The 24652-nt window shown below is 61.4% G+C and carries 26 protein-coding genes; 11 read left to right on the top strand and 15 right to left on the bottom strand.

All coding sequences use genetic code 11. The annotated features are described in order from the left end of the window. Positions 1-11: 11 nt before the first annotated feature. The 8 genes from SYN63AY4M2_RS10940 to SYN63AY4M2_RS10905 all read right to left on the bottom strand — a co-directional run bounded on the left by SYN63AY4M2_RS10940 (position 12) and on the right by SYN63AY4M2_RS10905 (position 6089). On the bottom strand, positions 12-956 hold the full coding sequence (locus tag SYN63AY4M2_RS10940; protein ID WP_011430926.1) for a F0F1 ATP synthase subunit gamma: 945 nt from the start codon (positions 954-956) through the stop codon (positions 12-14). A gap of 45 nt (positions 957-1001) precedes the next feature. Beyond that, positions 1002-2522 carry a F0F1 ATP synthase subunit alpha gene (gene atpA, locus SYN63AY4M2_RS10935; RefSeq protein ID WP_011430927.1) on the bottom strand — a complete coding sequence of 507 codons (1521 nt, stop codon included), beginning with the start codon at positions 2520-2522 and terminating at the stop codon, positions 1002-1004. A 59-nt stretch (positions 2523-2581) separates the two neighbouring features. Continuing rightward, entirely contained in the window at positions 2582-3130 is a 549-nt protein-coding gene (gene atpH, locus SYN63AY4M2_RS10930) for an ATP synthase F1 subunit delta (protein ID WP_011430928.1), read from the bottom strand. Between the two features lie 16 nt (positions 3131-3146). Next, a complete protein-coding gene (locus tag SYN63AY4M2_RS10925) occupies positions 3147-3707 on the bottom strand; it encodes a F0F1 ATP synthase subunit B (protein WP_049749774.1) in 561 nt (186 codons plus the stop codon). Between the two features lie 35 nt (positions 3708-3742). Beyond that, positions 3743-4216 carry a F0F1 ATP synthase subunit B' gene (locus tag SYN63AY4M2_RS10920; protein ID WP_011430930.1) on the bottom strand — a complete coding sequence of 158 codons (474 nt, stop codon included), beginning with the start codon at positions 4214-4216 and terminating at the stop codon, positions 3743-3745. A gap of 94 nt (positions 4217-4310) precedes the next feature. Further along, positions 4311-4556 carry an ATP synthase F0 subunit C gene (gene atpE / locus SYN63AY4M2_RS10915; RefSeq protein ID WP_011430931.1) on the bottom strand — a complete coding sequence of 82 codons (246 nt, stop codon included), beginning with the start codon at positions 4554-4556 and terminating at the stop codon, positions 4311-4313. A gap of 229 nt (positions 4557-4785) precedes the next feature. Then, positions 4786-5532, bottom strand: coding sequence for a F0F1 ATP synthase subunit A (gene atpB, locus SYN63AY4M2_RS10910; RefSeq protein ID WP_011430933.1), 747 nt, complete (start codon positions 5530-5532; stop codon positions 4786-4788). A 5-nt stretch (positions 5533-5537) separates the two neighbouring features. Beyond that, positions 5538-6089: an ATP synthase subunit I gene (locus SYN63AY4M2_RS10905; RefSeq protein ID WP_228375272.1), complete on the bottom strand. Its 552-nt coding sequence runs from the start codon at positions 6087-6089 to the stop codon at positions 5538-5540. A 345-nt stretch (positions 6090-6434) separates the two neighbouring features. Here SYN63AY4M2_RS10905 and SYN63AY4M2_RS10900 point away from each other — a divergent pair, with 345 nt between their 5' ends. Further along, a complete protein-coding gene (locus SYN63AY4M2_RS10900) occupies positions 6435-7019 on the top strand; it encodes a DUF3177 family protein (RefSeq protein ID WP_099812974.1) in 585 nt (194 codons plus the stop codon). Then, entirely contained in the window at positions 7016-7330 is a 315-nt protein-coding gene (locus SYN63AY4M2_RS10895) for a hypothetical protein (protein ID WP_099812972.1), read from the top strand. The genes SYN63AY4M2_RS10900 and SYN63AY4M2_RS10895 overlap by 4 nt, the downstream gene beginning before the upstream one ends. Positions 7331-7343: 13 nt before the next feature. Here SYN63AY4M2_RS10895 and gpmI read toward each other — a convergent pair whose 3' ends face one another. The 4 genes from gpmI to mnmE form a co-directional block, all read right to left on the bottom strand. Beyond that, complete coding sequence (gpmI, locus tag SYN63AY4M2_RS10890; protein WP_099883736.1) at positions 7344-8936, bottom strand: 2,3-bisphosphoglycerate-independent phosphoglycerate mutase; 1593 nt, start codon at positions 8934-8936, stop codon at positions 7344-7346. Between the two features lie 207 nt (positions 8937-9143). Further along, entirely contained in the window at positions 9144-9668 is a 525-nt protein-coding gene (locus SYN63AY4M2_RS10885; protein WP_011430938.1) for a tetratricopeptide repeat protein, read from the bottom strand. A 42-nt stretch (positions 9669-9710) separates the two neighbouring features. Then, positions 9711-10211, bottom strand: coding sequence for a DNA starvation/stationary phase protection protein Dps (gene dps / locus SYN63AY4M2_RS10880; RefSeq protein WP_011430939.1), 501 nt, complete (start codon positions 10209-10211; stop codon positions 9711-9713). Between the two features lie 118 nt (positions 10212-10329). Beyond that, positions 10330-11709, bottom strand: a complete 1380-nt coding sequence (gene mnmE, locus SYN63AY4M2_RS10875; protein ID WP_099887375.1) for a tRNA uridine-5-carboxymethylaminomethyl(34) synthesis GTPase MnmE — start codon at positions 11707-11709, stop codon at positions 10330-10332. Positions 11710-11898: 189 nt separating this feature from the next. On the opposite strand from mnmE, the gene glgP reads away from it, so the two are divergent. From glgP to SYN63AY4M2_RS10855, 4 genes are all read left to right on the top strand, one after another. Further along, the gene (glgP, locus tag SYN63AY4M2_RS10870; protein WP_099812968.1) at positions 11899-14499 is read left to right on the top strand and encodes an alpha-glucan family phosphorylase; all 2601 of its coding nucleotides are present in this window, start codon (positions 11899-11901) and stop codon (positions 14497-14499) included. Between the two features lie 161 nt (positions 14500-14660). Then, positions 14661-15722, top strand: a complete 1062-nt coding sequence (locus SYN63AY4M2_RS10865; protein ID WP_011430942.1) for a tetratricopeptide repeat protein — start codon at positions 14661-14663, stop codon at positions 15720-15722. 117 nt (positions 15723-15839) lie between these two features. Further along, entirely contained in the window at positions 15840-16364 is a 525-nt protein-coding gene (gene ilvN / locus SYN63AY4M2_RS10860) for an acetolactate synthase small subunit (protein ID WP_011430944.1), read from the top strand. 45 nt (positions 16365-16409) lie between these two features. Continuing rightward, positions 16410-17051 (top strand): hypothetical protein, encoded by a 642-nt coding sequence (locus SYN63AY4M2_RS10855; RefSeq protein ID WP_011430945.1) that lies wholly within the window; start codon positions 16410-16412, stop codon positions 17049-17051. Positions 17052-17239: 188 nt separating this feature from the next. On the opposite strand, the gene SYN63AY4M2_RS10850 is transcribed toward SYN63AY4M2_RS10855, so the two are convergent. Beyond that, complete coding sequence (locus SYN63AY4M2_RS10850) at positions 17240-17986, bottom strand: DUF3120 domain-containing protein (RefSeq protein WP_099812964.1); 747 nt, start codon at positions 17984-17986, stop codon at positions 17240-17242. A 138-nt stretch (positions 17987-18124) separates the two neighbouring features. Between SYN63AY4M2_RS10850 and SYN63AY4M2_RS10845 the strand changes: the two genes are divergently transcribed. Beyond that, positions 18125-19171, top strand: coding sequence for a glucokinase (locus tag SYN63AY4M2_RS10845; RefSeq protein WP_011430947.1), 1047 nt, complete (start codon positions 18125-18127; stop codon positions 19169-19171). Positions 19172-19256: 85 nt separating this feature from the next. Here the strand turns inward: SYN63AY4M2_RS10845 and SYN63AY4M2_RS10840 are convergent, their stop codons facing one another. Continuing rightward, positions 19257-19832: an NUDIX hydrolase gene (locus tag SYN63AY4M2_RS10840; RefSeq protein ID WP_011430949.1), complete on the bottom strand. Its 576-nt coding sequence runs from the start codon at positions 19830-19832 to the stop codon at positions 19257-19259. Positions 19833-20239: 407 nt separating this feature from the next. On the opposite strand from SYN63AY4M2_RS10840, the gene trpE reads away from it, so the two are divergent. The 4 genes from trpE to SYN63AY4M2_RS10815 all read left to right on the top strand — a co-directional run bounded on the left by trpE (position 20240) and on the right by SYN63AY4M2_RS10815 (position 24309). Continuing rightward, on the top strand, positions 20240-21736 hold the full coding sequence (gene trpE / locus SYN63AY4M2_RS10830) for an anthranilate synthase component I (protein WP_011430950.1): 1497 nt from the start codon (positions 20240-20242) through the stop codon (positions 21734-21736). Between the two features lie 6 nt (positions 21737-21742). Continuing rightward, complete coding sequence (locus SYN63AY4M2_RS10825; RefSeq protein WP_099812963.1) at positions 21743-22549, top strand: phytanoyl-CoA dioxygenase family protein; 807 nt, start codon at positions 21743-21745, stop codon at positions 22547-22549. Between the two features lie 83 nt (positions 22550-22632). Beyond that, complete coding sequence (gene chlG, locus SYN63AY4M2_RS10820) at positions 22633-23697, top strand: chlorophyll synthase ChlG (protein ID WP_071813560.1); 1065 nt, start codon at positions 22633-22635, stop codon at positions 23695-23697. A gap of 156 nt (positions 23698-23853) precedes the next feature. Next, positions 23854-24309, top strand: coding sequence for a hypothetical protein (locus tag SYN63AY4M2_RS10815; RefSeq protein WP_011430954.1), 456 nt, complete (start codon positions 23854-23856; stop codon positions 24307-24309). Positions 24310-24363: 54 nt separating this feature from the next. On the opposite strand, the gene SYN63AY4M2_RS10810 is transcribed toward SYN63AY4M2_RS10815, so the two are convergent. Further along, a partial coding sequence (locus SYN63AY4M2_RS10810; RefSeq protein WP_143597111.1) for a zinc ribbon domain-containing protein occupies positions 24364-24652 on the bottom strand: 289 nt, incomplete at its 5' end.

The following is a 24652-nucleotide window of genomic DNA, read 5'->3' as shown; positions in this document are numbered from 1 at the left end:
TGGAGGGAAGTTTACAGGGCCTCAGCCCCGGCAACTACCTCCAGGATCTCCTGAGTGATGGCCGCCTGCCGAGCTTTGTTGTAGGCAAGGCCCAGTGTGCGGATAAGCTCGGTGGCGTTGTCGCTGGCGTTGCTCATGGCCGTCATGCGGGCCGCCAACTCGCTGGCCGCTGCTTCCTGCAAAGCCCGCAACAACTGGTTATTCAAGTACAGCGGCAGCAGCGCGTCCAAAATCTGCACCGGATCCTGCTCGAAGATCATGTCCGGCGGCGGAGCGGAAACAGCAGCCACGATCTTGCTGCGCTCGACGGTGAACTCTCCCCCGCGCACCAGAAGGTTAAAAATCTCGTCGTCGCGGGCAGCCAGGCGCGTGGGATCCAGAGGAAGCAGCGACTGGACCACTGGCCGCGAGCTAATCAGCGAGACAAAGCGAGTGTAGATGAGCTCCACCTTATCCACCTTCTCGGAGAGGAAAGCGGAGAGCAGCTCATCCCCAATTTGAGCAGCTTCAGCGGCAGTGGGGATCTGGGACAGATTCACGTAGGTCTTGGCGATGGGGGCAGAGCGGCGCTGAAAATACTGCACCGCCTTGCGGCCCACCAGGTAAAGCCGCACCTGCTGCCCCGTCTCCTGCAGCTCGCGCACCCGCTCCTCGGTGCGCTTGATAACGTTGGCATTGTAAGCGCCGCACAGGCCCCGATCCCCGGCCACCACCAATAGGCCCACGGTCTCAATGGGCCGCTGCTTCAGCAGGGGCAGGTCGACATCCTCCAGCCGCAACCGCGTCTGCAGGCGGTAGAAAACCTGGGCCAGGCGATCGGCAAAGGGACGGGTGGCCATCACCTGCTCCTGAGCCCGTCGCACCCGCGCCGCGGCCACCAGGCGCATGGCCTCTGTAATCTTGCGGGTGTTCTTCACCGCCTTGATGCGGTCGCGAATCCGCTTTAGGTTTGCCATAACCGATCCTCTCTGCTGTGGTCACTGGATGGGGATCCCCGGCAACTAGGCCGCCTTGGCCAGGAAGCTTTGCTTGAACTCCGCGATGGCGGTTTTCAAGATCTCTTCCGCCTCGTCGGTAAGCTGCTTGGTGGAGAGAACGATCTCGCCATACTTGGGATGGGCGGTGCCCAAGTAGGACAGCAGGCCCTGCTTAAAGCTGGAGACTTTCTCCACCGGAATGTCGTCCAAATACCCCCGCGTCCCGGCGTAGATGATGGCCACCTGCTGATCCAAAGACAGGGGCGAGTACTGCGGCTGCTTGAGGATCTCCTGCAGCCGTTGGCCGCGGGCCAGTTGCTTCTGTGTAGCTTCGTCCAGGTCGGAGGCAAATTGGGCAAAGGCTTCCAGGTCGCGATATTGCGCCAGTTCCACCTTGATCGAGCCGGCCACTTTCTTCATCGCCTTGGTCTGGGCTGCCGAGCCGACGCGGCTGACAGAGATGCCGACGTTGATGGCCGGGCGAATGCCGGCGTTGAACAGATCCGACTCCAGGAAGATCTGCCCATCGGTAATGGAGATAACGTTGGTGGGAATATAGGCCGACACGTCGTTGGCCTGGGTTTCCACAATCGGCAGCGCCGTCATGGATCCCTCGCCCAGCCGGCTGTTCAGCTTGGCGGCCCGCTCCAGCAGGCGCGAGTGCAGATAGAACACATCTCCTGGGTAGGCTTCCCGTCCAGGTGGGCGCCGCAACAGCAGCGACATCTGCCGGTAGGCCACCGCCTGCTTGGACAGATCGTCGTAGACCACCAGGGTATGCTTGCCCTGGTACATGAAGTACTCGGCGATGGTGGCGCCGCAATAGGGGGCCAGCCACTGCAGCGGGGCCGGGCTGTCGGCGCCGGCAGCCACCACAATGCTGTAGTCCATCGCCCCTCGCTCGCTCAGGATGTTCACCACCTGGGCGATATTGCTCTGCTTCTGGCCGATGGCCACATAGATGCAAATGACATCCTGTCCTTTTTGGTTGAGGATGGTGTCGACAGCAAGGGTGGTCTTGCCGGTTTGGCGGTCGCCGATGATCAGCTCCCGCTGGCCCCGCCCGATGGGGATCAGGGCATCGATGGCGGTGATGCCAGTCTGCAGGGGCTCGTAGACGGAGCGGCGATCGACGATGCCAGGGGCCGGCGACTCAATGAGGCGCGTCTCGGTGCAGTGAATCGGCCCTTTGCCATCGATGGGATTGCAGAGGGGATCCACCACGCGGCCCAGCAGGGCTTCTCCCACCGGGATGCTGGCAATCCTGCCCGTGGCTTTGACGATAGATCCTTCTTGGATGTTGCGCCCGGAGCCGATCAGCACCGCGCCGACGTTGTCTTCCTCCAGGTTGAGGGCAATGCCCACCGTGCCATCCTCGAACTCCAGTAGCTCGCTGGCCATCACCTTCTCCAAGCCGTAGATGCGGGCAATGCCGTCCCCCACCTGCAGGACGGTGCCGACATTGGAGATCTGCATCTCCTGGTTGTACTGTTCGATCTGTTGCTTGATGATGGTGCTGATCTCGTCTGGGCGAATTGTAGGCATGGCAGTCCTCTCGAGGGAATGGGAAGGGATCCAAAATTAAGGAAAAACGCTCGGCCAATCTAGGCTAACTGCAGCGCCAGCCGGCGCAACTGGCCGCGCAGGCTAAGGTCGATCACCTGGGATCCAATCTTAATGATCACTCCACCCAGCAACGTGGGATCTTGGCTGGTCTGGAGCTCCACGCCGCTGGCTTGTGTGAAGTCCCTCACCCGCTCGCGGATCGACTGCTGTTGCGCCTCGGTCAAAGGTACCGCTGTGGTCACCTCGGCCAGGACGATATTTTTGAGCTTCCGCTGCAGCTCCAAGAACCGCTGGCAGACGGCCCCGAGGAACATAATACGGCGACGGTCGCTCAACAGCTTGAGCGCGTTCAGCAGCAGCGGGTGGATCTGGTCGGCAAACACCTGCTGCAACAGGTTTTTCTTGGCTTCCGCCTTGACCAGGGGACTGGCGAGGAATTGGCCCAGCTCCGGCGTGGCCTGCACAACCGCGGCAATGAAACGGATGTCGGCCTCAAAGGTATCCAATAATCCCTGCGCAGAGGCCAGCGAAACAAGGGCTTCGGCGTAGGGATCCACCACTCTGGCGGCCATGGTGCTGCTGATCATAACTTCCCCTTTCCTCCTAGCGGGCAATCATCTGGATCCCCCGTTCAATCAGGCGCTGGTGCACCTGCTCGTTGAGGTGTTGCGGCAGCTCCTGCTCCACCTTGCTCAGGGCTTGGCGCACGATCTGGCGGCGCAGCTCCTGGAGAATTTGCTCTTGTTCGGCAGAGAGATCCCTTTCGGCGTTGGCGCGCAGCCGCTCGATCTCCCGCTCCGCCTGCTGCAACAGCTCCTGCCGGCGGGCTTCCGCATTGGCCTCCGCCTGTTTGCGAATGCGCTCCGCCTCCTGCTGAGCCTGCGCCAGCTTTTGCTGCTCCTCCGCCAGCCTCTCGATCGCCTCCTGCTTGCGCTGCTCCGCCTGGCGCAGCTCCTCGAGGATGCCTTCTCGCCGTTTGGCCAGAGCTTCCCCCACCACCCGGCGGCCCAAAATGTACAGCAGGCTGAGGATGATGGCGATGTTGATTAAGTTGCTTTCCAGAATCGCATCCAGGATCCCCTTTTCTGCAGAACCCTCAGTGGCTTCCGTCACCGGCTCGGCAACGGCCAAAAGCCAAGCGGGCACAAGGCTCCACACCAGCATCACGCGCTACTCCAAAGGAATGTTCAACTGGCCACTTAACGGGCGCTGCCCAACAGCTTCTCGGTGATCTGGGCGGCAATGGCATCCACTTGCTGCTGCAGTTGTTCGAGCGCCGTCTGCTTTTCCTGCTCGATTTGCCGCCGCGCCGCCTCCAGCTTAGCTTGGATCTCCGCCTGGGCCGCCGCCAGCTTCTCCGAACGGATACGGGCCGCAGCCGCTTCCGCCTCGGCGATCACCTGCTGCGCCTGGAGGCGGGCCTGGCCGATCTCAGCCTCGTACTGGCGGGTCAGGGCCATCGCCTTGTCCAGCCGCTCCTGGGCCTCCGCCTGGGTGGTGCGGATGTAGTCGTTGCGGCTGTCGATAACCCGAGTAACCGGCTCGTAGAAGAGGGAGTTGAGCACGGCCACCAGCAACAGAAATTGGACGGCAATGATGGGCAAGGTGGCGTCGAGATCGAAGAGGCCATTTTTCTCGGCAGCTTCAACGGCCAACAGGGTTGAACAGATCATGGGGCCGCACCAACAGAAACGGGATCCAACATCGAACAAGGCAGGGGGCGAACCGGCGCAACAGAGCTATTGATCCGGGCCGCCCCCAGAGACATCAGGCGAAGGGGTTGGCGAACAAGAGCACCAGCGCCACCACCAGGCCATAGATGGTCAGGGCTTCCATGAAGGCCAGGCTAACCAACAGGTTGCCGCGGATTTTGTCTTCTGCTTCCGGCTGACGGGCCAGCCCCTCCATGGCAGCGGCAGCAGCATTCCCCTGGCCCAGACCCGGGCCCAGGGATCCCAGGCCAATTGCCAGAGCGGCAGACAACACAGAAGCAGCAGAGGTTAACGGATCCATAGCAAGATGCTCCTTGTCGTTACAAAACAGATGTTGACACGAACGCAACAGCGTCTTGAGCTTGAGGTGATCTGACCGGAGTAGTCGAGCCGATCGCCTCTTTGTCGGCGGCCTCCAGGCTCAAGCCCTCGGCCCCAACAAACCTTACCAGAGAAGGGATCCCTTGCGACGACCTTTGAAGGAGAGGGGGCGTTGAACTGAGTAGAAGTCCCCACCTTCCCTCCGCAGGTCAATCGTGGTGATCCCCACCCCCATGACCTTCCAGCGCCTCTCCAATGTAAGCGGCCGAGAGGGTGGAGAAGATCAAAGCCTGAATGGCCCCCGTAAACAGAAATAGGATCATCACCGGCACCGGGATCAACAACGGCACCAGCAACACCAACACCGCAATCACCAGCTCTTCTGCCAAGATGTTGCCGAACAGACGGAAACTCAGGGAGAGGGGCTTGGTGAAGTCTTCCAGGACGTTGATGGGCAACAGAACTGGCGTGGGCTCGATGTACTTCTTAAAGTAAGACAGCCCTCGCTTGCTGATACCGGCCACGAAATACATGACGCTGGTGAGCAGCGCCAAGCCGGCGGTGGTGTTGATGTCGTTGGTGGGAGAGGCCAGCTCTCCTTCCGGCAGGGGAATCAACTTCCAGGGGAAGAGATTGCCCATCCAGTTGGAGACAAAAATAAACAGGAACAAGGTGCCAACGTAGGGCACCCAGGGCCGGAAGTTTTTCTCACCAATCTGGGCACGGGCAATGCTTTGGACAAACTCCAGGGTGTACTCGATAAAGTTTTGCAGACCAGCGGGCTCCCGCTGCAGTTGACGAGTCCCCAACAGCACCACGGTCAAGATCAGGGCGATGGCAATCCAACTGGCAATCAAAACTTGCCCGTGAACCGTAAATTTGCCCAGGTGCCAGTAAAGGTGATGACCAACCTCAAGTTCTGCTACCAGAGGAGGAGCGGAGAAGAACAGGTTCATGAGCATCACGCAGAAGAAGATAAACGGGTCAAGGTCTGAACAAGATAAATCAGCAGGGTGACCTTGTAGGTCATGAACCCCAAGAAAATGGGCAAAATCTGCAAAGACTTCACCTGGGTGGCCAGGACGATTAGCCCGACAAACAAAGCCAAACGCGTTACCCCCAGTCGGCTGCGACTTTTGCCCAGTTCCGCGACGCCGCGGCCCAGCATGCGCAGATAGACTACGCCGACGATTGCCCCCAGCAAATAATTGGCAGCCACCGCCGGCGAGTAAACCAAAGCCACCCCCACCGCAATGGCCAGGCTCACCCCCAAGGTGACCAGCACCAACCATAGCTGCAGTGCTTCATAGCTCCTGCCAGCCGTTGTCGCCTTCTCCCGCAAATCCGCTTTGCCCGGGGCAAGCGACGGCTGCAACGCACTCTGGCAGCCCAGACCCGCCTCCTGCTGTGGCGGAGGCGCCGCCTCCTCCAGGGGCGGCAAAGGCTTAGGCTTCCACGGGGTCGCCTTCCAACGGGCAGGACTGTGGGAGAGGAGTCGGGAAGAACGTGCCATGGGAATGAGGTCACCACCTCTGAGGATCTGGCCTTAACCCAAAATAACACGACTAAGTAACAATACTTAACGAGTTGGGCGAGGCCAGGGCGGGATGGAACCTTGCAACTATCGCCTCGAAAGACGACTAGCCCTTCGACAGACGGAGATGTTCCTCTAAGAATTTACCACCTTCGTGGATCGGCAACGGCAAAAATGGAAAACTTTCTGAAAGACCGCGGATGTAAAGTTTTGCCTGGGGTGGCTGAGAAGCTGCAATCTTCTGTTACCTCCTGTTGTTTTGAGGTGGATCCCGCCGATTCTGTTGCTCTATATACTATGGGGCAGTGAGAAGAAAGGGCGAGGATGATCCCAGTGAGTTGGCTGGTCAAGGCGATCTGGGTGGACTACAGCTTGGCTGTAGCGCTGACGGTGGTGCTGCCGTTGGCTCTCCTAATTTGGGCCTTTGCGGTGGGGTTGCGTCCTCTGATTCAGCTCTTGATCGTCTACTGGCGGGTATCCAGCCTATTGGCGGTGACGGTGTATTTGATGATCGGCGGTCTGCCCATCAGTTTCTTGAGCGGGGCGATGGCGCGGCTGTTGATCCCAATGGGTCTGTGGTTCTGGCAGGATTGGAGCACTGCCCTTGAGCAGTCGAGAAGCGGGGCGGCGCGAGCTTTTTTGCTCTGGCGCTGGATCTTGACTGGCTACATGGGGATTGGGATCCTCTTTTCGGGGGCCTTTGTGCCCTGTGCCTTCCGGGCTTCCCTATCGGCAGAGTGTCGAGCTTGGTTTGAGCCGCCGCTGGGGTTTCGAGAAATTTTCCATCCCAATGTGCCGCCGGAGCTGCTGGGGAGCGTGGGGGCCTGGGGCTTGGTGGCCTACCTGCTCTACAGCGTCTACTTTGTCTGGCGGCTGCGGCCTGGCGCAGACAGGGGGGAGCTGGCATGAGTGCTCTGCCCTGGCCGCTGGCTCTAGAGCGCTACAGCCAGGCCCACCCCCAGGAGGTGCTGCGGGTAGAGGTGGAAAGCGAGGGGGAAGCTGATTTGGTGTTGATCTACCGTGGCTATAGCTGCTCCCTGCAGCGGGCTACGCCCCCCGATCCAGAAGTGGCGGTGATCCCTCCCCAGGCTCGCTTTTTGCAACTGGAGCGCCTGAGCGCTCCTTATCACCCTGAGCGCTCGCAGGTTTTGGCCCTCTACCGAACCTGGGAGGAGTTGAGGGCTTGGCTGATCCAAGAAGGGATCCCCGTGGCCGAGTGAGCAATTCCCGGTCTCAGCGCCCCACTGGACTGGGCTGGCGCTGCAGGATGGTGTATTCTGCCGGCTGCAGAAGAGATTGCCCTGTCATCTCGGGGGGCTGAGGCAGGCCTAGGATCTCGAGCAGGGTGGGGCCGACATCGGCCAGGGTGCCGCCAGAGCGCAGCTTGACATCGCCACCGCGACCAGGGATCTTGCGCCTTTCCCCCTCCACCAGGATGCAGGGCACGGGGTTGTTGGTGTGGGCCGTCCAAGGGTTGCCCTGCTCGTCCCACATCAGCTCCGCATTGCCGTGATCCGCCACGATTAAGGTGGTTCCCCCCACGTCCACCACCGCCGCCAGCAGACGGCCCAGGCAGCGATCCACCGTCTCCAGCGCCCGCACCGTGGCCTTGAAGTTGCCGGTGTGGCCCACCATGTCGGGGTTGGCGTAGTTGAGCACCACCAGGCTGTATTCGCGGCGGGCGATAGCTTCGATGGCTTTGTCGGTCACCTCCACCGCTGACATCTCCGGCATTTGGTCGTAGGTGGCCACCAGCGGGCTTTGCACCAAGATGCGATCTTCCCCAGGGAAGGGCTGCTCAATGCCGCCGTTAAAAAAGTAGGTGACGTGGGCGTACTTTTCCGTCTCGGCAATGCGCAATTGCTTGAGGCCGGCCTCGCTCACCACTTGGCCCAGCAGGTGATCCAGGTTCTGCGGCTTAAAAAGCACCTGCACCGGCAAGGTCGGATCGTACTGGGTCATGGTGATGAAGGTGAGATCCGGAATCAGACGGCGCTGAAAACCGGAAAAGTCGGGACAGACAAAAGCTTGGGTAAGCTGGCGGGCGCGATCCGGGCGGAAATTGAAGAAGATGACCGCATCTCCCGACTGCACCGCCCCCGGAGCCAAGCGAGTGGGGGGAATAAACTCGTCGGTAATATCCTGGGCGTAAAAGTCTTCCATCACCTCGGCGGCGCTGCGGCCACAGCCAGGGCCGTCTTCCGTCAGGATCTCGTAGGCCTTCTGGGTGCGCTCCCAACGGCGATCCCGATCCATGGCGTAGTAGCGGCCGCTCAGGGTGGCGATGACGCCGCTGCCCAGCCATTGCAGCTCTTTTTCCAGAGCGGCCAGAACCCTGGCTCCATCGCGGGGCAAGGTATCGCGGCCATCGGTGATGGCGTGGACATAGGCAGGGATCCCCGCCTGGGCTGCCAGCTTCAGCAAGCCGTAGAGATGGTCGATGTGGGAGTGAACCCCCCCCTCAGAGCAGAGGCCAATGAAATGAAAACGGCCCCCCTGCTCCTTGAGCCGATGACAAACCTCCACCAAGAGGGGCTCGTGAAAAAGGGATCCCGTCTCGATGGCGTCGCTGATACGCACCAACTCCTGCGGCACCACCCGCCCCGCCCCCAGGGTCAGGTGGCCCACTTCTGAGTTGCCCATTTGCCCTGACGGCAGGCCCACGGCTCGCCCCGAAGCTTGCAGCAGGGTATGGGGGTAGGTAGCCCATAGGCTGTCCACGACAGGGGTTCGGGCGGCCAGCACCGCATTGCCCTCAGGGGCTTCGCGATAACCCCAGCCATCCAGGATTACCAGAACCACAGGTGCCACCGATTGTGCATCCATGAAATGGCCTCTCGTTTTTTAAGACATAATACCAGCCCAGGCAATACGATACCGAATCCTCCATTCCCTCTCAAGATTTCACCTTTCTTGTGAGGGGAAAAGAAGCAACTCCAATAGTCGGGATTGAGCAGCTACCGCCAATCGATAGGCGAGCTGCCATAAGTATTTATACATATCTGCGCAGACATCTACCCAGATAAAACACGGTCAGCCGCGGGGGCTGGGCCGCAAACGTTTGCGCAGGGACTCGGCGCGGCGCTTGGCAATGGCATTCTTCGGATCCAGTTGCAGCACCGTCTCGTAGGCCTCGAGGCCAGGGCCGTAGAGATTTTTCTTCTCGTAGGCATGGGCCAGATTGTTCCAAGCGGTTACATAGCCGGGATCCGCTGCCACCGCGTCTTTGTAGTAGCGGATGGCCAAGTCGTATTGCCCCTGGCTGAAGTAGGCAAAGCCGAGGGCGTTGCAGACGGGGGGAATGTTCTCCCCAGCCACCTCTAGAGCTTTTTTAAGCTGGACGATAGCCTGGTCGTAGAGGCGCTTTTGCAGATAGACGCTGCCCAACTCGTAGTGCTCCTGCGGGGATCCCTTGCCTTTGCTCAGGCGGGGCTGGAGCTGCCGGATGACTCTTTCCTGGGCCCGTATCCGCAGCACCTCGCGCAGGACGAAGTAGCCCACCACGCTGAGGATACCGGCCAAAGCCACCAGGTACAGGAGGGGAGCGTTGACGCCCATTTTGCCTATCCCGCTTGCCTCTTCAGATTTGCCTTGCCAGCGTTACGCCTGCAGGTGAGCCTCGATCAACCAAAGATCTTTGTCGATCTGGCGCGAGATCTCGGTAAACAGGTCGGCGGTATCGGCGTCCCCCAGTTCGGTACTGCGGTCGATGTTGCGGCGCACCGAAGCGGCATACTGGCCGTAGCGGGCCGCCAAAGCCTGCAGGTGAGCCCGGCCGTCTTCAGCCGTCAGGTCGTACTCCGGCAAGGCTGAGGTTTGGGCGACGATGCGGGCCGTGCCGCGGGCAATGCCCCCCAAAGCTGTAACCCGCTCCGCCAGCATGTCCACGTAGTTCTCCAGAGTGCCGGCAAAGGTGTCGAACATCTCGTGCAGGGCGATGAAGTTCATGCCTTTGACGTTCCAGTGGGCCTGCTTCACCTGAGTTTTCAAATCCAGCGTGTCCGCCAAGGACTGGTTGAGCAGCTCCACCAGTTGCGCGCGGGCCTCCGCCGGCAAGTCGATCTGGGTGGGGTAGAGACGGGTTTTTGCGGCGGTAACCATAGCCAACCTCCTAAGTTGTGTTTCCATTATCTGGGATCCGCCTCGGCTCTGGGGCCTGCTGATTCCCGACTGAGTCCATACTAACACAAACTCGGAATGAGTATGAGTTAGCAAGCGCTTACTTGCCGATGCAGAAGCGGCTGAAGATCTGATCCAGCACCGCTTCGGAGATCTCCTCGCCGGTGATTTGGCCAAGGGCGTGCAGGGCGCCGCGCAGGTCGATGGTCCAAAAATCGAGGGGGAGCTGCGCCTGCATAGCCTGAACGACTTGTTCCAGGCTGGCTTGGGCCTGGCGGAGGGCGGCGGCCTGGCGTTGGTTGAGGCTCACCTCCAGGTTGGGCTGGGGCCGCCCCTGAGTCACAAGCTGCTCCAAGGCCTCTTCCAGCTCCGGGATCCCTTGGCCTTGGGCGGCGACGGCGGGGACGCGGTAGGCGATCTCGGGCGGGAGGCGGATCTTGTCGGCGGGGGCGAGGTCGGTTTTGTTGATCACCAGGATGAGGGGGCGGTGGCGGATGGAGGCATAGATAGCCGCATCAGCCTCCGTCCAGCCGGCCTGGGCGTCGATGACCAGCACCAGCACATCGGCGGTCTGGGCCAGCCGTTGGGAGCGCTCCACCCCTAGCCGTTCCACCGGATCGTCGGTGGCGCGAATGCCGGCGGTATCCAAAAGCTGGACAGGCATCCCTCTGACCACCAACTGGGATTCCACCACGTCGCGGGTGGTGCCGGGCAGGTCGGTGACGATGGCGCGATCCTGGCCTGACCAGGCGTTGAGCAGGCTGGACTTGCCCACATTGGGCCGCCCGACGATGGCCACCTTGACCCCGGTGCGCAGCAATTGCCCCCGCTCGGCGGTGGCCAGCAGGGCCTGCATCTGGGCCTGGATGGCTTGCAGCCGGGCCTGCCAAGCGGGGACGTCCAGGGGGGGCAGATCCTCTTCAAAGTCGAGGCGGGCTTCGATCTCGGCCAATAAACCCAGCAGCTCCTGGCGCAGGGCGCGGATGGACTGCCCCAACTTGCCCTGCAGCCCCGCCAGGGCCATTTGGGCCGCCTGCGGGGAGCGGGCCGCCACCAGATCGGCCACGCTTTCGGCCTGGGTGAGGTCGATGCGGCCGTTCAAGAAAGCGCGCAGGCTGAACTCCCCCGGCTGCGCCAGCCGTGCCCCCTGGCGCAGGCACTGCTGCAGCGTGGCCTGAACCACCATGATGCCGCCGTGGCAGTGCAGCTCCACTACGTCCTCGCGGGTGTAGGAGCGGGGAGCCTGCATCCAGACGGCCAGGGCCTCGTCCAACCGCCGGCCCTTCTCGTCGTGGATCCAGCCGTAGAGGAGGCGATGGCTTTCCCAGACTGCGTTGCGGCGGGCGGGAGTAAAGATAGCCTGGGCAATGGCCAAAGCCCGCGAACCGGAGAGGCGTACAATGCCAATGCTGCCCTGTTCGGGCACCACTGCCGTGGCAATGGCAGCAATGGTATCGGCCAAGGGCGCAGTCAGATCCATCCTCGACAAAGCCCGGCTTGAATTGTCGCAACTGTTGGATTCCCCATCGGCTTTCCCCGATCCCCTGCAGAGGTCTCTTGCGCCTATTGGCGCGCCTCCCCGAAGTCGGAAAAAGCTATAAAAAGCCGTGCGACCCGGTGAAGGCCGGGGTAGCCTGACAGTGGCAACTCACGCTCGTCCCGGATACTTATGAAGCCGTTACGCACGTTCAAGGTCACTCCCTACCTGCCGGCTGCTCTGGAAAGTCTGCGCTTGTTGGCCTATAACCTGCATTTTAGTTGGAACGTGGAAACCCGCAGCCTGTTTCGGCGCATGGATCCAGATCTGTGGGATGCCTGTGGCCACAATCCGGTGGCTTTGTTGGGGCAGATTCGGCAGGAGCGGCTGGACGAGCTGGCGGAGGATCCTGGTTTTTTGGCCCACCTGGAGCGGGCCAGCCAACAGCTCCAGAGCTACCTGCAGGAAGACACCTGGTATCGCAAGTATCGCTCGGCCCAAGCGGTGGAAGGGGAGTGCTACGCCTATTTTTCAGCCGAGTTTGGTCTGGCAGATTGTTTGCCCCTCTACTCAGGAGGCCTGGGGGTCTTGGCCGGGGATCACCTCAAGGCGGCCAGCGACCTGGGCCTGCCGCTGGTGGGGGTGGGCCTGCTCTACCAGAAGGGGTATTTTCGCCAGTACCTCAACCCCGACGGCTGGCAGCAGGAGCGCTATCCCGTTAACGATTTTTTCAATATGCCCCTGGAGCTGCAAAGAGATGCGGAGGGCCGCGAGATTCGCATCGAGGTGGACTACCCCAAACGCAAGGTGTTTGCCCGCATTTGGAAGGCGATGGTGGGGCGGGTGCCCCTCTACCTGCTGGACACCAACATCGAGCCCAACAGCCAGTACGACCAGGACATCACCGATGAGCTGTACGGCGGCGACCAGGATGTGCGCATCCACCAGGAGATCATGTTGGGGATCGGCGGCGTGCGGGCTTTGCGCGCCCTCGGCATCCATCCCACCGTCTACCACATGAACGAGGGGCACTCGGCTTTTTTGGCGGTGGAGCGCATCCGCCTGTTGATGGTGGAGCAGGGGTTGAGCTTTGAAGAAGCCTGGCAGGTGGCCAAGTCCAGCCAGATGTTTACCACCCACACGCCGGTACCTGCCGGGATCGACCTGTTCCCGCCCGACAAAATCGACTACTACCTGGGCTCCTACTACCGCCAGATGGGCCTAAGTCGGGAGCACTTTTTGGCCCTGGGTCGAGAAAATCCAGGCGACTTCCAGTCCCCTTTCAGCATGGCGGTGCTGGCCATCAACATGGCCTCGTTTGTTAACGGCGTCAGCAAGCTCCATGGGGCGGTCGCCCGCAAGATGTTTGGCCCCCTCTGGCCTGGGATCCCGCAAGAGGAGGTGCCGATTACCTCCATCACCAATGGCGTGCATGTCCGCACCTGGGTGGGGGAGGAAAACCAAGCTCTCTACGACCGCTACCTGGGGCCGGATTGGGCGGAGGCTCCCCCCTCGGATCCCCTGTGGCAGAAAGTGGATCGGATCCCGGATGGGGAGCTGTGGCGGGCCCACGAGCGCAGCCGCTCGCGCCTGATCAACTTCGTTCGCGAGCGCCTGGTGGAGCAACTGCAAAAGCGGGCGGCCTCAGCGGTGGAAATTCAGTGGGCCTCTGAAGCCCTCAACCCGGAAGTGCTCACCATTGGCTTTGCCCGCCGCTTTGCCACCTACAAGCGGGCCACCCTCTTGTTTCACAACCTGGAACGGCTCAAAGCCTTGCTCAACCATCCCCGCTACCCGATGCAGTTTATCTTTGCCGGCAAGGCCCACCCTCGCGACAACCCCGGCAAGGAGCTGATCCGGCAAATTGTGCAAGTGTCGCGCCAGCCAGAGTTCCGCCAGCGGCTGGTGTTTATCGAAGACTATGACATGTACATCGCTAGCTTAATGGTGGCCGGGGTGGACGTGTGGCTGAACACCCCCCTGCGCCCCCGCGAGGCCAGCGGTACTAGCGGCATGAAGGCAGCGGCTAACGGCGGACTGCACCTGAGCATCTTGGACGGCTGGTGGGATGAGGCAGATTACTACCAGACTGGCTGGCCCATTGGCCGCGGCGAGGAATACGAGGATCGCGCCTACCAAGACGAGGTGGAGTCCAACGCCCTCTACGACCTGCTGGAACAGGAGGTTGCCCCTCTGTTTTACCAGCGCGGTAGCGATGGCCTGCCCCACGCCTGGATTCGGCGCATGAAGCAGGCCATTCAGCTCAACTGCCCCCGCTTTAGCACCCAGCGCATGGTACTGGAGTATGCCGAGCGGGCCTACATTCCCCTCAGCAACTACTTCGACCGCATGCGCCGCGATAACTTCGAGTCGGCTCGCCAGTTTACCCGCTGGCGCAGCCATCTGCAGGAGAACTGGTACAACATTCGGGTTGTCAATGTCCAGGTCGAACCCCCCAAGAAAGCTTCCGCCGCCGGCCTCCCCTCGGCGCAAAACGACCAAGTGGTGATGGCCCGCGATCCCCTCACGGTGACCGTTGAGGTGCGGCTGGGATCCCTGCAACCCCAGGATGTCATCGTCCAGGCCTACCAGGGGCCGGTGGACGACAACGGCCAGATCCGGAACGGCCAAGCAACCCCCCTGCGCTACGTGGAGACGGTGGAGGATCGGGCCATCTTCTCCGGCCAGATTCGCTACGAGGCCAGCGGCTTGCAGGGGCTGGCCATCCGCCTGCTGCCCTTTCATCCTGACATGCACGATCCCTATGAGCTGCGGCTGATGCTCTGGGCCTAGAATGTCCGTTCCACCCAAAAGGGAGAAGGAAGGGGAACAGCAGGGATCCCCTTCCTATGCGGATCCAGCCTGAACAAGAGAGACTCCCCAAATTCGTGCGGATGGGTGTTTCTCGCTGCCCAATCAGGCAGAATCAGAGAAACCAGCTCCGGGTTGATGCCATGCTCAAAGCCCACGACTCGGCCGGTTTGCGCCTGTTGCTCGCGGCTGCCCTGCTGTTGGGGGGCTTGGCCAGTTGGCGGCAGGATCGCCTCTCGGCAGTGATGGGTCTGGCCAGTGCGGCAGCCATTTCAGCCTTCACCCGCCCCGCCATCTTGGCTTACAACCGGGGTCGCGAACGGTGGCTGAACCGGGATCTGATAGGGGCTGTCGAGCAGCTCAACCTGGCGCTGCAGCAGGATCCCTGTCTGACCAACGCCCACCTTCTGCGCGGCCAGGTTTACCTCGAACTCGGCCAACTTCCCCAGGCGCTGGCGGACTTCGACCAAGCCACCCGGTTGGCCCCGCGCCGGCCAGAGTCCTATCTCTACCGCGGCCTCCTTCTTCAGTTGCAGGGGGATTTGCAGGGGGCAATAGCCGAGCTTGCCGAGGTAGTACGCCGGCATCCCAGCGCCCCCCACCACCTCCGCTTGGCCAACCTGCTCAGGCAACAGGGATCCCTGCCTTCAGCTCTAGCTCACCTGGACGAGGCCATTTGTCGGGATCCCACCTCGGCGCCTGCCTATGCCTGCCGCGCTACGGTGTACGGCTACCTGGGAGAATGGGAGGCGGCTGTGGCCGATTGGTCCCAGGCCATCCGCTGGGATCCCTGTCCGGCCCACCACTATGGGCGGGGCGTTGCCTATGCTTGGGCCGATTGCTATGACGAGGCCATTGCCGACCTCAGCCGCAGCCTCGAGGCAGAACCCTGCCAACCCCACGTTCTCTACATCAGGGGCAATCTTCTCTACGAGCTGGGGGAGATCAAAGCTGCCCTCGACGATTACGACCAGGCCTTTCGCTTGGAAGCCGACGGCAACCTCGGGGATCCCACCGACGAGTACGGCTTGTACGGTCGGGGGCTGGCTTACGGAAATATGGGAGATAGGGCAACGGCTATTTCCAGTTGGCAAGCCGCTTTGCAGGTCAGCCGCCAACACCACAACCTAGTTTTGCAGGAACAGGCGCATCGATCTTTGCGGCAGCTCCAGGATTTGGACGGAGATCCCGGAGCCTTTGGCTAGCGAGGTCGAAGGGATCCCCTCAGAACATTGCCGCGAAACTGGCGTAAAATTTGCTTATCGCCATCTCAATTCCCCTGATCTGCAGTTGGATTTTTCCCACCTCCTTCTGTGGCTGCCGTGAAACACACCCTCAGCGCTCTTGTGCAGGATCAGCCCGGGGTCTTAACCCGCATCGCCGGCATGTTTGCCCGCCGGGGCTTCAACATCGACAGCCTCACCGTTGGCCCCACCGAGCGGCCTGGCATCTCCCGCATCACCATGGTGGTGCAGGGGGATGAGCACGATGTGGAGCAGATGACCAAGCAGCTCTACAAGCTGATCGACGTGCTGAAAGTAACCGACATTACCCATGTCCCCTGTGTAGAACGGGAGCTGATGCTCGTCAAGGTCAACGCCAGCATCGAAACTCGCTCGGCCATCATGGACGTGGCGCAGATGTTCCGTGCCCGGATTGTGGATGTGGCGGAAGAGTCTTTAACTTTGGAAGTGACAGGGGATCCGGGCAAAATGGTGGCCATCATCAAGATGTTAACCAGCTTCGGCATTCGGGAGATTGCCCGCACCGGCCTGGTAGCTCTCACCCGCGAGTCGGGAGTCAATACCGAGTACTTGAAGCAGCACCCCACCGTGGCAGTCGTCTGAGGGGCTTGGCCACGATGCCAACAGAGATTGCTTAGGGAGGAGGCCATGGCAAAACCGGAGAGAAGCCGGCGCCATAGGGGGCAGGCCCTGCGCAATAGCCTGCGTTGCCTGATGAGCCTCCTGGCCATTGGGCTGTTGGGGTTACTGGGGGGCTGTGGCCCCCGACCTCCCAAGTCGGTTGTGCAGCAGGCTCTGGCCTACCAGATCTCCCACCCGGCTGAGCCGGTTGCCTCGCTGGTGGGCAGCGACCGCTTAGCAGGCCGTTTGGAAGTGCAGGATGTCCAAATTCGTCAGGATAGCCGTGAACCCCTGCTGTTGGCCTCAGGAGAGAAACTGGAAGGCCACCACCTCAGCGGCACCTATACCGTAATTGTCAAGCCACCGGGATCCCGCCGCCCCTACCGCCGCAAGGGGGATCCCTTCCAGCTCACCCTGGCCCACCAGAAGGCGCAAAGTTCCCCTTCCCCTGGGGGAGCGCAGCCCAAAACCCTGCCCGAACGGTGGCTACTGGCCCATCCCTCTCCCGATGCCAAGAGCTGGGAGGTCATCGACTTTTTCCCCCAGCCGGCACCGCTGCCGGAGCTGCCTCCTGCCGAACAGGCGTACCGACACCCGACTGACCTTGACGCTCTCCCCGCCCCTATAGCTGGCTTTCGCCCAGGGGTAAGCCAGAGAACTCTTTCCTAGGCTGGAGGACTGCTCCCACCGGAGAAGTCAGCTACCTTCCCTGGGGAGGAAGAGATCCTTCGCGGCTACCTGGCCACAACAAAGCGCTACGTAGAAACTCCAAACAACGGTAGGCAGGCTCCTCTGCAGGCCTCAATGTTGTCCCTTGCGCCGCCATTTTCTGGGTCAGCACCGCAGAGGTGGTTGGCTCAGCGAAGCAAGGCCGCCCCCCACAGAAAGAGCCCATCCACCAACAGGGTATTCAGCACTGCTCCGGCAAAGGCCCAGTGGTGCAAGCGACGGGATCCCTGAATGACCCACAGGCCAACCCCAAGGAGCAGAAGGCTTAAGCCGATGCCCCAAGCTACCCCCCAAGGGGCGGCCATTTTGTCGAGCGCAGCCATAAACGGGACGGTTGCCTGATCCAGCCGGTCAAACCGCATCGCCTGCCGCCACTCCGGCAACAGCCCCACCGAGTAAATGTAAAGATCTGTAACCGCTGTGCCCCACAAGGAGCCGAGATAGAACCAGGTGCCGATGCGGGCAAAGCGTTGCCGTGCCCCCCACCAGACCATCGGGATCCCCAGAGCTTCCACCGGCATGTGCCAGAGGGGCTCCCAGCGCAGCCAGCCCCAGTAGAAGGATCCTGCCAGCCAAGTCAGCGTGAAGCCGTAGAGCAGATCCCCCCAGATGCGGGTGCGGGGCCGCGAGTAGAGCCGCCAGCTAAGGCCCAGCCAGCCTAGAGTCATCGCCAAGCTCAGCCAAGGGCTATAGCGCACCAGGGGCGCTGCCACAAAAACGGGTAGGCACACCAGCACAGCCGCCGCTCCCCCGATGGCGTGGTGAGAGGGAAACCGCCTTCGCAGAGAAGAACGGGGAATCTCCCGTCCGACTGGGCCCTGGGAGGCCAGGGAAGGCTCTTCTTGGAGAGGCGGCGAACAAGAGGTAGGAAACAAAACGCAATCTTAGAAACTTTTACATCAGTTAACATAGCATCTTCCCTGCCCTTTCCCGCCCCGGCCGAGAGGGGCCGGCGTTGCCAGGGTACTGCCGAAAATGTCAGGGTGAGAATAACGCGCTGCCCGGAAAACACTATGGAGTTGCTGTTGGCGGGAGATATCGGGGGCACCAAGACCAGCCTCAGCCTCTTCAATGCCCAAGATCCCGATCACAGCCTCTACCACTGCCGCTACGCCAGCCAGAGCTATCCCAACCTCACCCCGGTGGTGCTGGAGTTTCTGGCCCAGGCACGGCAGGAGCTGGGGCGAGATCCCCAACCGGTTGCCGCCTGCTTTGCTGTGGCCGGCCCCGTAGTGGAAGAAAAAAGCAGTCCAGGAGCCGGGGGACAGAGGGCCAAAATCACCAACCTGCCCTGGAGCCTGCACTCAAGCCAGTTGGCGGCGGAGCTGGGGATCCCCCGCCTAGCGTTGATCAACGACTTCAGCGCCGTAGGCTATGGGGTGCTGGCCCTGCGAGATCAGGATCTGGAAACGCTGCAGACAGGAGAGCGGCAGCCCCAGGCGCCCATCGGCGTCATCGGGGCGGGCACAGGGCTGGGGCAGGCCTACCTCACCTGGGGAGAAGGCGGCTACCAGGTTCATGCCAGCGAGGGGGGGCATGTGGATTTTTCTCCACGGACCCCTTTGGAATGGGAGCTGCTGCGGTATCTGCAACAACGACATGGGCGCGTCTCCACCGAGCGGGTGGTCTCGGGGCAGGGGATCGTGGCCATCTATCAATTTCTGCGGGATAGCCGCTGGGGCCAGGGAGAGGAGCAGTTGCTGGCCCAAATTGCCGCCTGGGAAAGGGGAGCCAGCCCCGTCGACCCAGCCGCCCAAATTGCCAATGCCGCCCTGGAGGGACGGGATCCCTTGGCGGTGGAGTGTTTGCGGCTGTTTACCAGCTTGTATGGGGCCGCTGTCGGCAATTTTGCCCTGCACCTGCTGCCCCGTGGGGGCCTGTTCATCGCCGGCGGGATCGCGCCCAAGCTCCTGCGCCTGTTGCGGGAGGGAGAGTTTTTGCCCTCCTTTTTGGATAAGGGACGGATGCGCACTCTGCTGGAGCAACTGTCAGTGCAGGTGGTGGTGAACGCCCAGGTGGGCTTGATAGGGGCTGCCCACTATGCCGCCACTTTGCTGTAGAGGTTAAGCCTGTTGGCGGCAGGGATCCCCCGCTCCCTTCTCCCAGGGGGAGAGGGGGGCTGGGCAAGGCGCAGGATGGCCATGCCTAGGGCTTGTTCCTGCTCGCAAAGGCCGCATTTTCCGCTGCCAAAAACAACTGGGCCCGCCAAAAGCAGGTGATGGATTTGCTGTCGAAATCCAGGCCAAAACGGGCCATTTCTGTCAGTTCGGCAGGCGAAAGCTCCACCACCGCAATGTCTTCATCTTCATCCTTGGCCGGTGGAGCATCCAGCACTTCCAGATCCCGCGCCAGGTAGGCGTACATGATCTCGCTGGAATAGCCGGGGCACAGATAAAATTGGCCGAGGGGATCCCAGCGGTGGGCGCGCAGGCCGGTTTCTTCTTCCAGCTCGCGGCGAATGGTTTCATCAGGATGTTCCCCTGGCTCGACGGTACCGGCGGGAAACTCGTAGAGGTAGGCGGCGACGGCAAAGCGATATTGGCGAATGCAGACGAACTTGCCTTCGGCAGTGACCGGCACGGCCACCACGCCGCCGGGGTGGAGGAGGTACTCCCGCTCCCCTTCGGTGCCGTTGGGAAAGCGCAAGCGCTGGCTGACAAAGGTGTACTTGTGGCCTTGAAAGCGCAGGCGCTCGCGAAGGATCTGCGATGGGGTGTGCATGGCAAGGTTGCTTAGAGAAAGGCCCCCCTCAGCTTAATCGGTGGCGGTGCTGTTGGAGCATGACTCTAGTCAATAATAAGCTCAACTATACTGAAAATAATGTATAATATGTTCAGTACGGATTACTACCAGTTGATCTTTCTGTTTACTTTCGAGTCTGCCAACATGGTAGCCAAAGCAAAGCAGAAAATTGGTAGTAAGACGACACGGAAACTGCGCTTTGGGTATTCTACTCAAAGCTTTGCGGGATACCGCCATTCTGTTTGGACTCCGTCCCGCTAACGCGAATGGAAACAAGCAGAATGCTATCGCTGCATAGTTGAACAGTGATGTTCAGCAGTGTTCAGCGTAAATGTATCAGCTCCCCCCTTAAGGTAAAGTCAGAGGGGCAAGCGAAGGTGCAGGCCATGATCTCCCCTTCTCTGAAGGAGTTCCTCGCCCTCAGCCAACAGGGCAATTTCATCCCGGTCTACCAAGAATGGGTGGCGGACTTGGAAACGCCTGTCTCTGCCTGGTACCGGGTCTGTGCCGGGCGGCCCTACAACTTTCTGCTGGAATCGGTGGAGGGAGGGGAACAGGTGGCCCGCTACAGCTTCCTCGGCTGCGACCCTTTGTGGGTTTTGCAGGTGCGCGGGGATCAGGCCTTGCAGATCCACCGCGATGGGCATCGAGAGCAGCACCAAGGGGATCCCTTTGCCGTTTTGGCCCGCTGCCTGCAGCCCTATGAGCCGGTGCACCTGCCGGAGTTGCCCAGCAGCATCGGCGGGCTCTTTGGCTACTGGGGCTATGAGCTGATTCGCTGGATCGAGCCCAAGGTGCCCATTCACCCCCTGCAGCCGGGGGATCCCCCCGACGCTATCCTCATGCAGGTGGACAGCATCCTGATCTTCGACCAGGTCAAGCGCAAGATCTGGGTGGTGGCCTTTGCCGACACACGCCAGCAGCCGGCGGAGCAGGCCTACGCCCAAGCCTGCCGGCGGGTGGAACAGTTGGTGCAACAGCTCAGCGCCCCCCTTTCTCTTGCCCACCTCAGCCTCGACTGGAAGCCGCAACTGCCCGATGCCATTCCCCCCAGCACCCTCAGCCGCGCCGCCTACTGCCAGGCGGTGGAGCAGGCCAAAGCCTACATCCGGGCTGGCGAGATCTTTCAGGTGGTGCTCTCGCAGCGCTTCACCACCCCTTTTGCTGGAGATCCTTTCCGGCTCTACCGCTCCCTGCGGCTGATTAACCCCTCCCCCTACATGGCGTTTTTCCAGTTTGGCGATCTCTGCCTTGTCGGCTCCAGCCCAGAAGTGATGGTCAAGCTCACTCGGATAGGGGAAGAGCGCATCGCCACCGTGCGTCCCATCGCCGGCACCCGCCCCCGCGGCGCCACCCCCGCCCAAGACCGCCAGTTGGAGCAGGAGCTGTTGGCGGATCCCAAGGAGCGGGCAGAGCATGTGATGCTGGTGGACTTGGCCCGCAACGACCTGGGGCGGGTCTGCCGCCTGGGATCCGTGCAGGTGGACGACCTGATGCAGATCGAGCGCTACAGCCACGTGATGCACATCGTCAGCAATGTGGTGGGGCAGTTGGATCCCCGCTACAGCGCCTGGGATCTGCTGCGGGCCACCTTTCCTGCCGGCACGGTTACTGGCGCTCCCAAGATCCGCGCCATGCAGATTATCCACGAGCTGGAAGGGTGTCGCCGCGGCCCCTACGCCGGCGCCTATGGCTACTACGACTTTGCCGGCCAACTGAACACCGCCATCACCATCCGCACCCTGCTGGTTCAGGGGGACCAGGTGAGCATCCAAGCCGGGGCGGGCATCGTGGCCGACTCGGATCCGGAGCGGGAGTACCAAGAATGCCTGAACAAAGCGCGGGGCATGCTCATGGCAGTGGCCAGCTTGCAGAAGGAGTAAAGGCTCGTGTTAGCCCAGGTGCACTTTAGCCATGCCGAGCGGGAGCGCCGGCAGCCGGATCCAGAGACCGTAGAGCAGGCGTTTCACCTGTTTTCCACCGAGGGCTACCTGGTGCTGCCGGAGATCTTCCCCACGGCGCTCATCGACAAGCTACACAGTAGCTTTCTGACCACCTACAGCCGCTACTGCACCCACGAAAACCACCCCGACGCCCTGTTGGTGGGCAATCGACGAGTGATGGTGACGGTGCGCCTGGAGGGGCCCTTTAACGATCCCCTGCTCTATGCCCATCCCTTAATCCTGCCTATCTTGCAGCGAATCTTGGGATCAAGCCTGATCCTGAGCGGGCTGGGGGTGGTAGTTTCTCTGCCGGGATCCGCCGACCAACAGGTTCACCGGGATCTCTCCCACCTCTTCGGCGACGCAATTCTAGATGCCATCGTCCCCTGCTATGCCCTGAATTTGCTTATCCCGCTGGTGGAGGTCAACGAAGAGAACGGCATGACCCGCCTCTGGCCTGGCAGCCACGCTGTTTTCGAGGCCCACTACACCGAGCTGGCCCGGCAGATGCCCTTTGTCGATCCGCCGCTGGCCAAGGGATCCTGCCTGCTGTTCGACTACCGCTTGATTCACCTGGGCCGGGCCAATCGTTCTGCTGCTCCCCGGCCCCTCCTCTACAACACTTACAGCCGACCTTGGTTCCGGGATCCCGTCAACTATACCCGACAGCCCCCCCTGGTGATCCCGGCAGCCGAGAAAGAGCGGATCCCGGCCCAGCACCACTCCCTATTCGTGGCAGCGCAGATTGTGTAGAGGAAAGTTTTGAGGAATGTGGGAAGATGCCTCAGAATGGGGGTGGGTATCCCCGTTGTTGAAGTTTGATTGCGCACCCCACCATGAGCGAAAGCACCTCTCAAGAGCCATCTTGGGCGCCGACGGCAGACGAAATGGCCCCTGCTGTGGGTCCTGGCGCAGAAACCGCCCCGGCTCCTGAAGCCGACAAGGGATCCGCCGCCCGGCGTGTCCGCCAACTCTTGGGCATGAAAGGGGCAGAGGTGGAGTCTCGCTCCGTTTGGCAAGTCCACCTGCAACTGATGAAGCCCGTGACCTGGATCCCGCTGGTGTGGGGCCTGATTCCGGGAGCGGCCTCCTCCGGCCACTTCACCTGGACTTGGGAAAACGTGGCCCTCATCTTGGTGGGCATGATCCTGGCCGGCCCCTTGATGACGGGCTACACCCAGACCCTGAACGAATACTACGACCGCGACATCGACGCCATCAACGAGCCCTATCGCCCCATCCCTTCCGGGGCCATCTCCCTGCGGCGGGTGGTCATCCAAATCTGGGTGCTGCTGATCCTGGGGCTGGCGTTGGCCTATGCCCTGGATTGGTACACCGGCCACGACTTTCCGGTGATCACCTGCATTGCCCTGGCGGGAGCCCTAATTGCCTACATCTACTCGGCGCCGCCCCTGAAACTAAAGCGCAACGGCTGGCTGGGGAACTACGCCCTGGGGGCCAGCTACATCGCCCTGCCCTGGTGGACGGGACATGCCCTCTTTGGCGAGCTGAACTGGACAATCTGCATTCTGACCCTGATCTACAGCTTGGCCGGCCTGGGGATCGCCGTGGTCAACGATTTCAAAAGCATGGAGGGGGATAGACAATTTGGCCTCGCCTCCTTGCCGGTGATGTTTGGGGCGATGGGGGCGGCCTGGATCGCGGCGCTGATGATCGACCTGTTTCAGTTCGGCATGGCCTCGTTTTTGCTGGGAGCTGGCCTAAAGCTCTACGCCGCAATTTTGGTGCTGCTGATTATCCCGCAGATCACCTTCCAAGACATGTACCTGCTGCGGGATCCCCTCAACAACGACGTCAAATACCAGGCCAGCGCTCAGCCTTTTCTGGTGTTGGGCATGCTGGTGGTGGGGCTGGCGCTGGGCCGCTTGGGGCTGGGGTAGTCGAGCCGAGGCCAAAGTGCCCATCCTGGCAACCGAGGTGACGGCTTCCGCCCTGGGGTGCTCCCTCTGCCTGGGCCAAGATCAAGTCAGGATCCCATCGGGGATGGCCGATGGATCCCAAAAAGTGGGATGGCCCTGGGCCAAAGGAGATATCCGATGAAGCTGTCTATTCCCCTCCAACTCAGCCTCAGCCTGGCTCTGCTCTTGGGGGCGGTCGTCCCTGCACAAGCCCAGCGGATCGTCATCGACGGGCGCGGGATCCTGGTCGAACCCAGCACCGGTGGCTCGGTCATCCTCAACCCCGACCAGCCGCTCTTGGCTCCGATCCCGCCTGGGGGAGTTCCTTTTTCCCTCGATGCAGAGGGCCAAGTGGTCTCTGCCCCTGGCTACCGCTGCAGCGCCGCCACCGCTGCCGACAACTCTCCCATCATCTGCCGCTCCCAGTTCAACCCCAACGACGTGGTGGTCTACGAGCGGGATGGCCGCTCCAACACCTTCTTCGTCAATACTGACAACCCTGTGATCCAGCCTTCCGGCAGCGGCCTGCGGATTCTGCCCAACTCCGAGCCGGTGCAGCCCTCCGGCAGTGGCTTGCGCATCATCCTCAACTGACAGACGGGAAGCGGCCCCCTGTCTAAGGGGATCCCTCAGGAGCAGCTGATACATTTACGCTGAACACTGCTGAGCATTACTGCTCAGCGGTGAAGCGATAGCATTCTGTCCGTTTCCGTTGTCACTACGCGACGCTGACGCGACCGCGCTACTCGGACGGAGTCCAAACAGAAAGGCGGTATCCCGCAAAGCCCTGAGCATAACACCCAGAGCGCCTTGCCAATCTCGTGGTAGCCTATGGTTGCACTTTGGGCATCTAAACACCTTTGCGCCACCCAACTTGGTGTGGATGTGCCCGCACTTGGTACAGGTTTTGCTGGTGTACGCTTCCGATACTTCCACG

This window comes from Synechococcus sp. 63AY4M2, assembly GCF_002760475.1.
GTDB lineage: Bacteria > Cyanobacteriota > Cyanobacteriia > Thermostichales > Thermostichaceae > Thermostichus.
The sequence above is the reverse complement of the archived record's forward strand: the minus strand, read 5'-3'. Positions and strand labels throughout refer to the sequence as shown.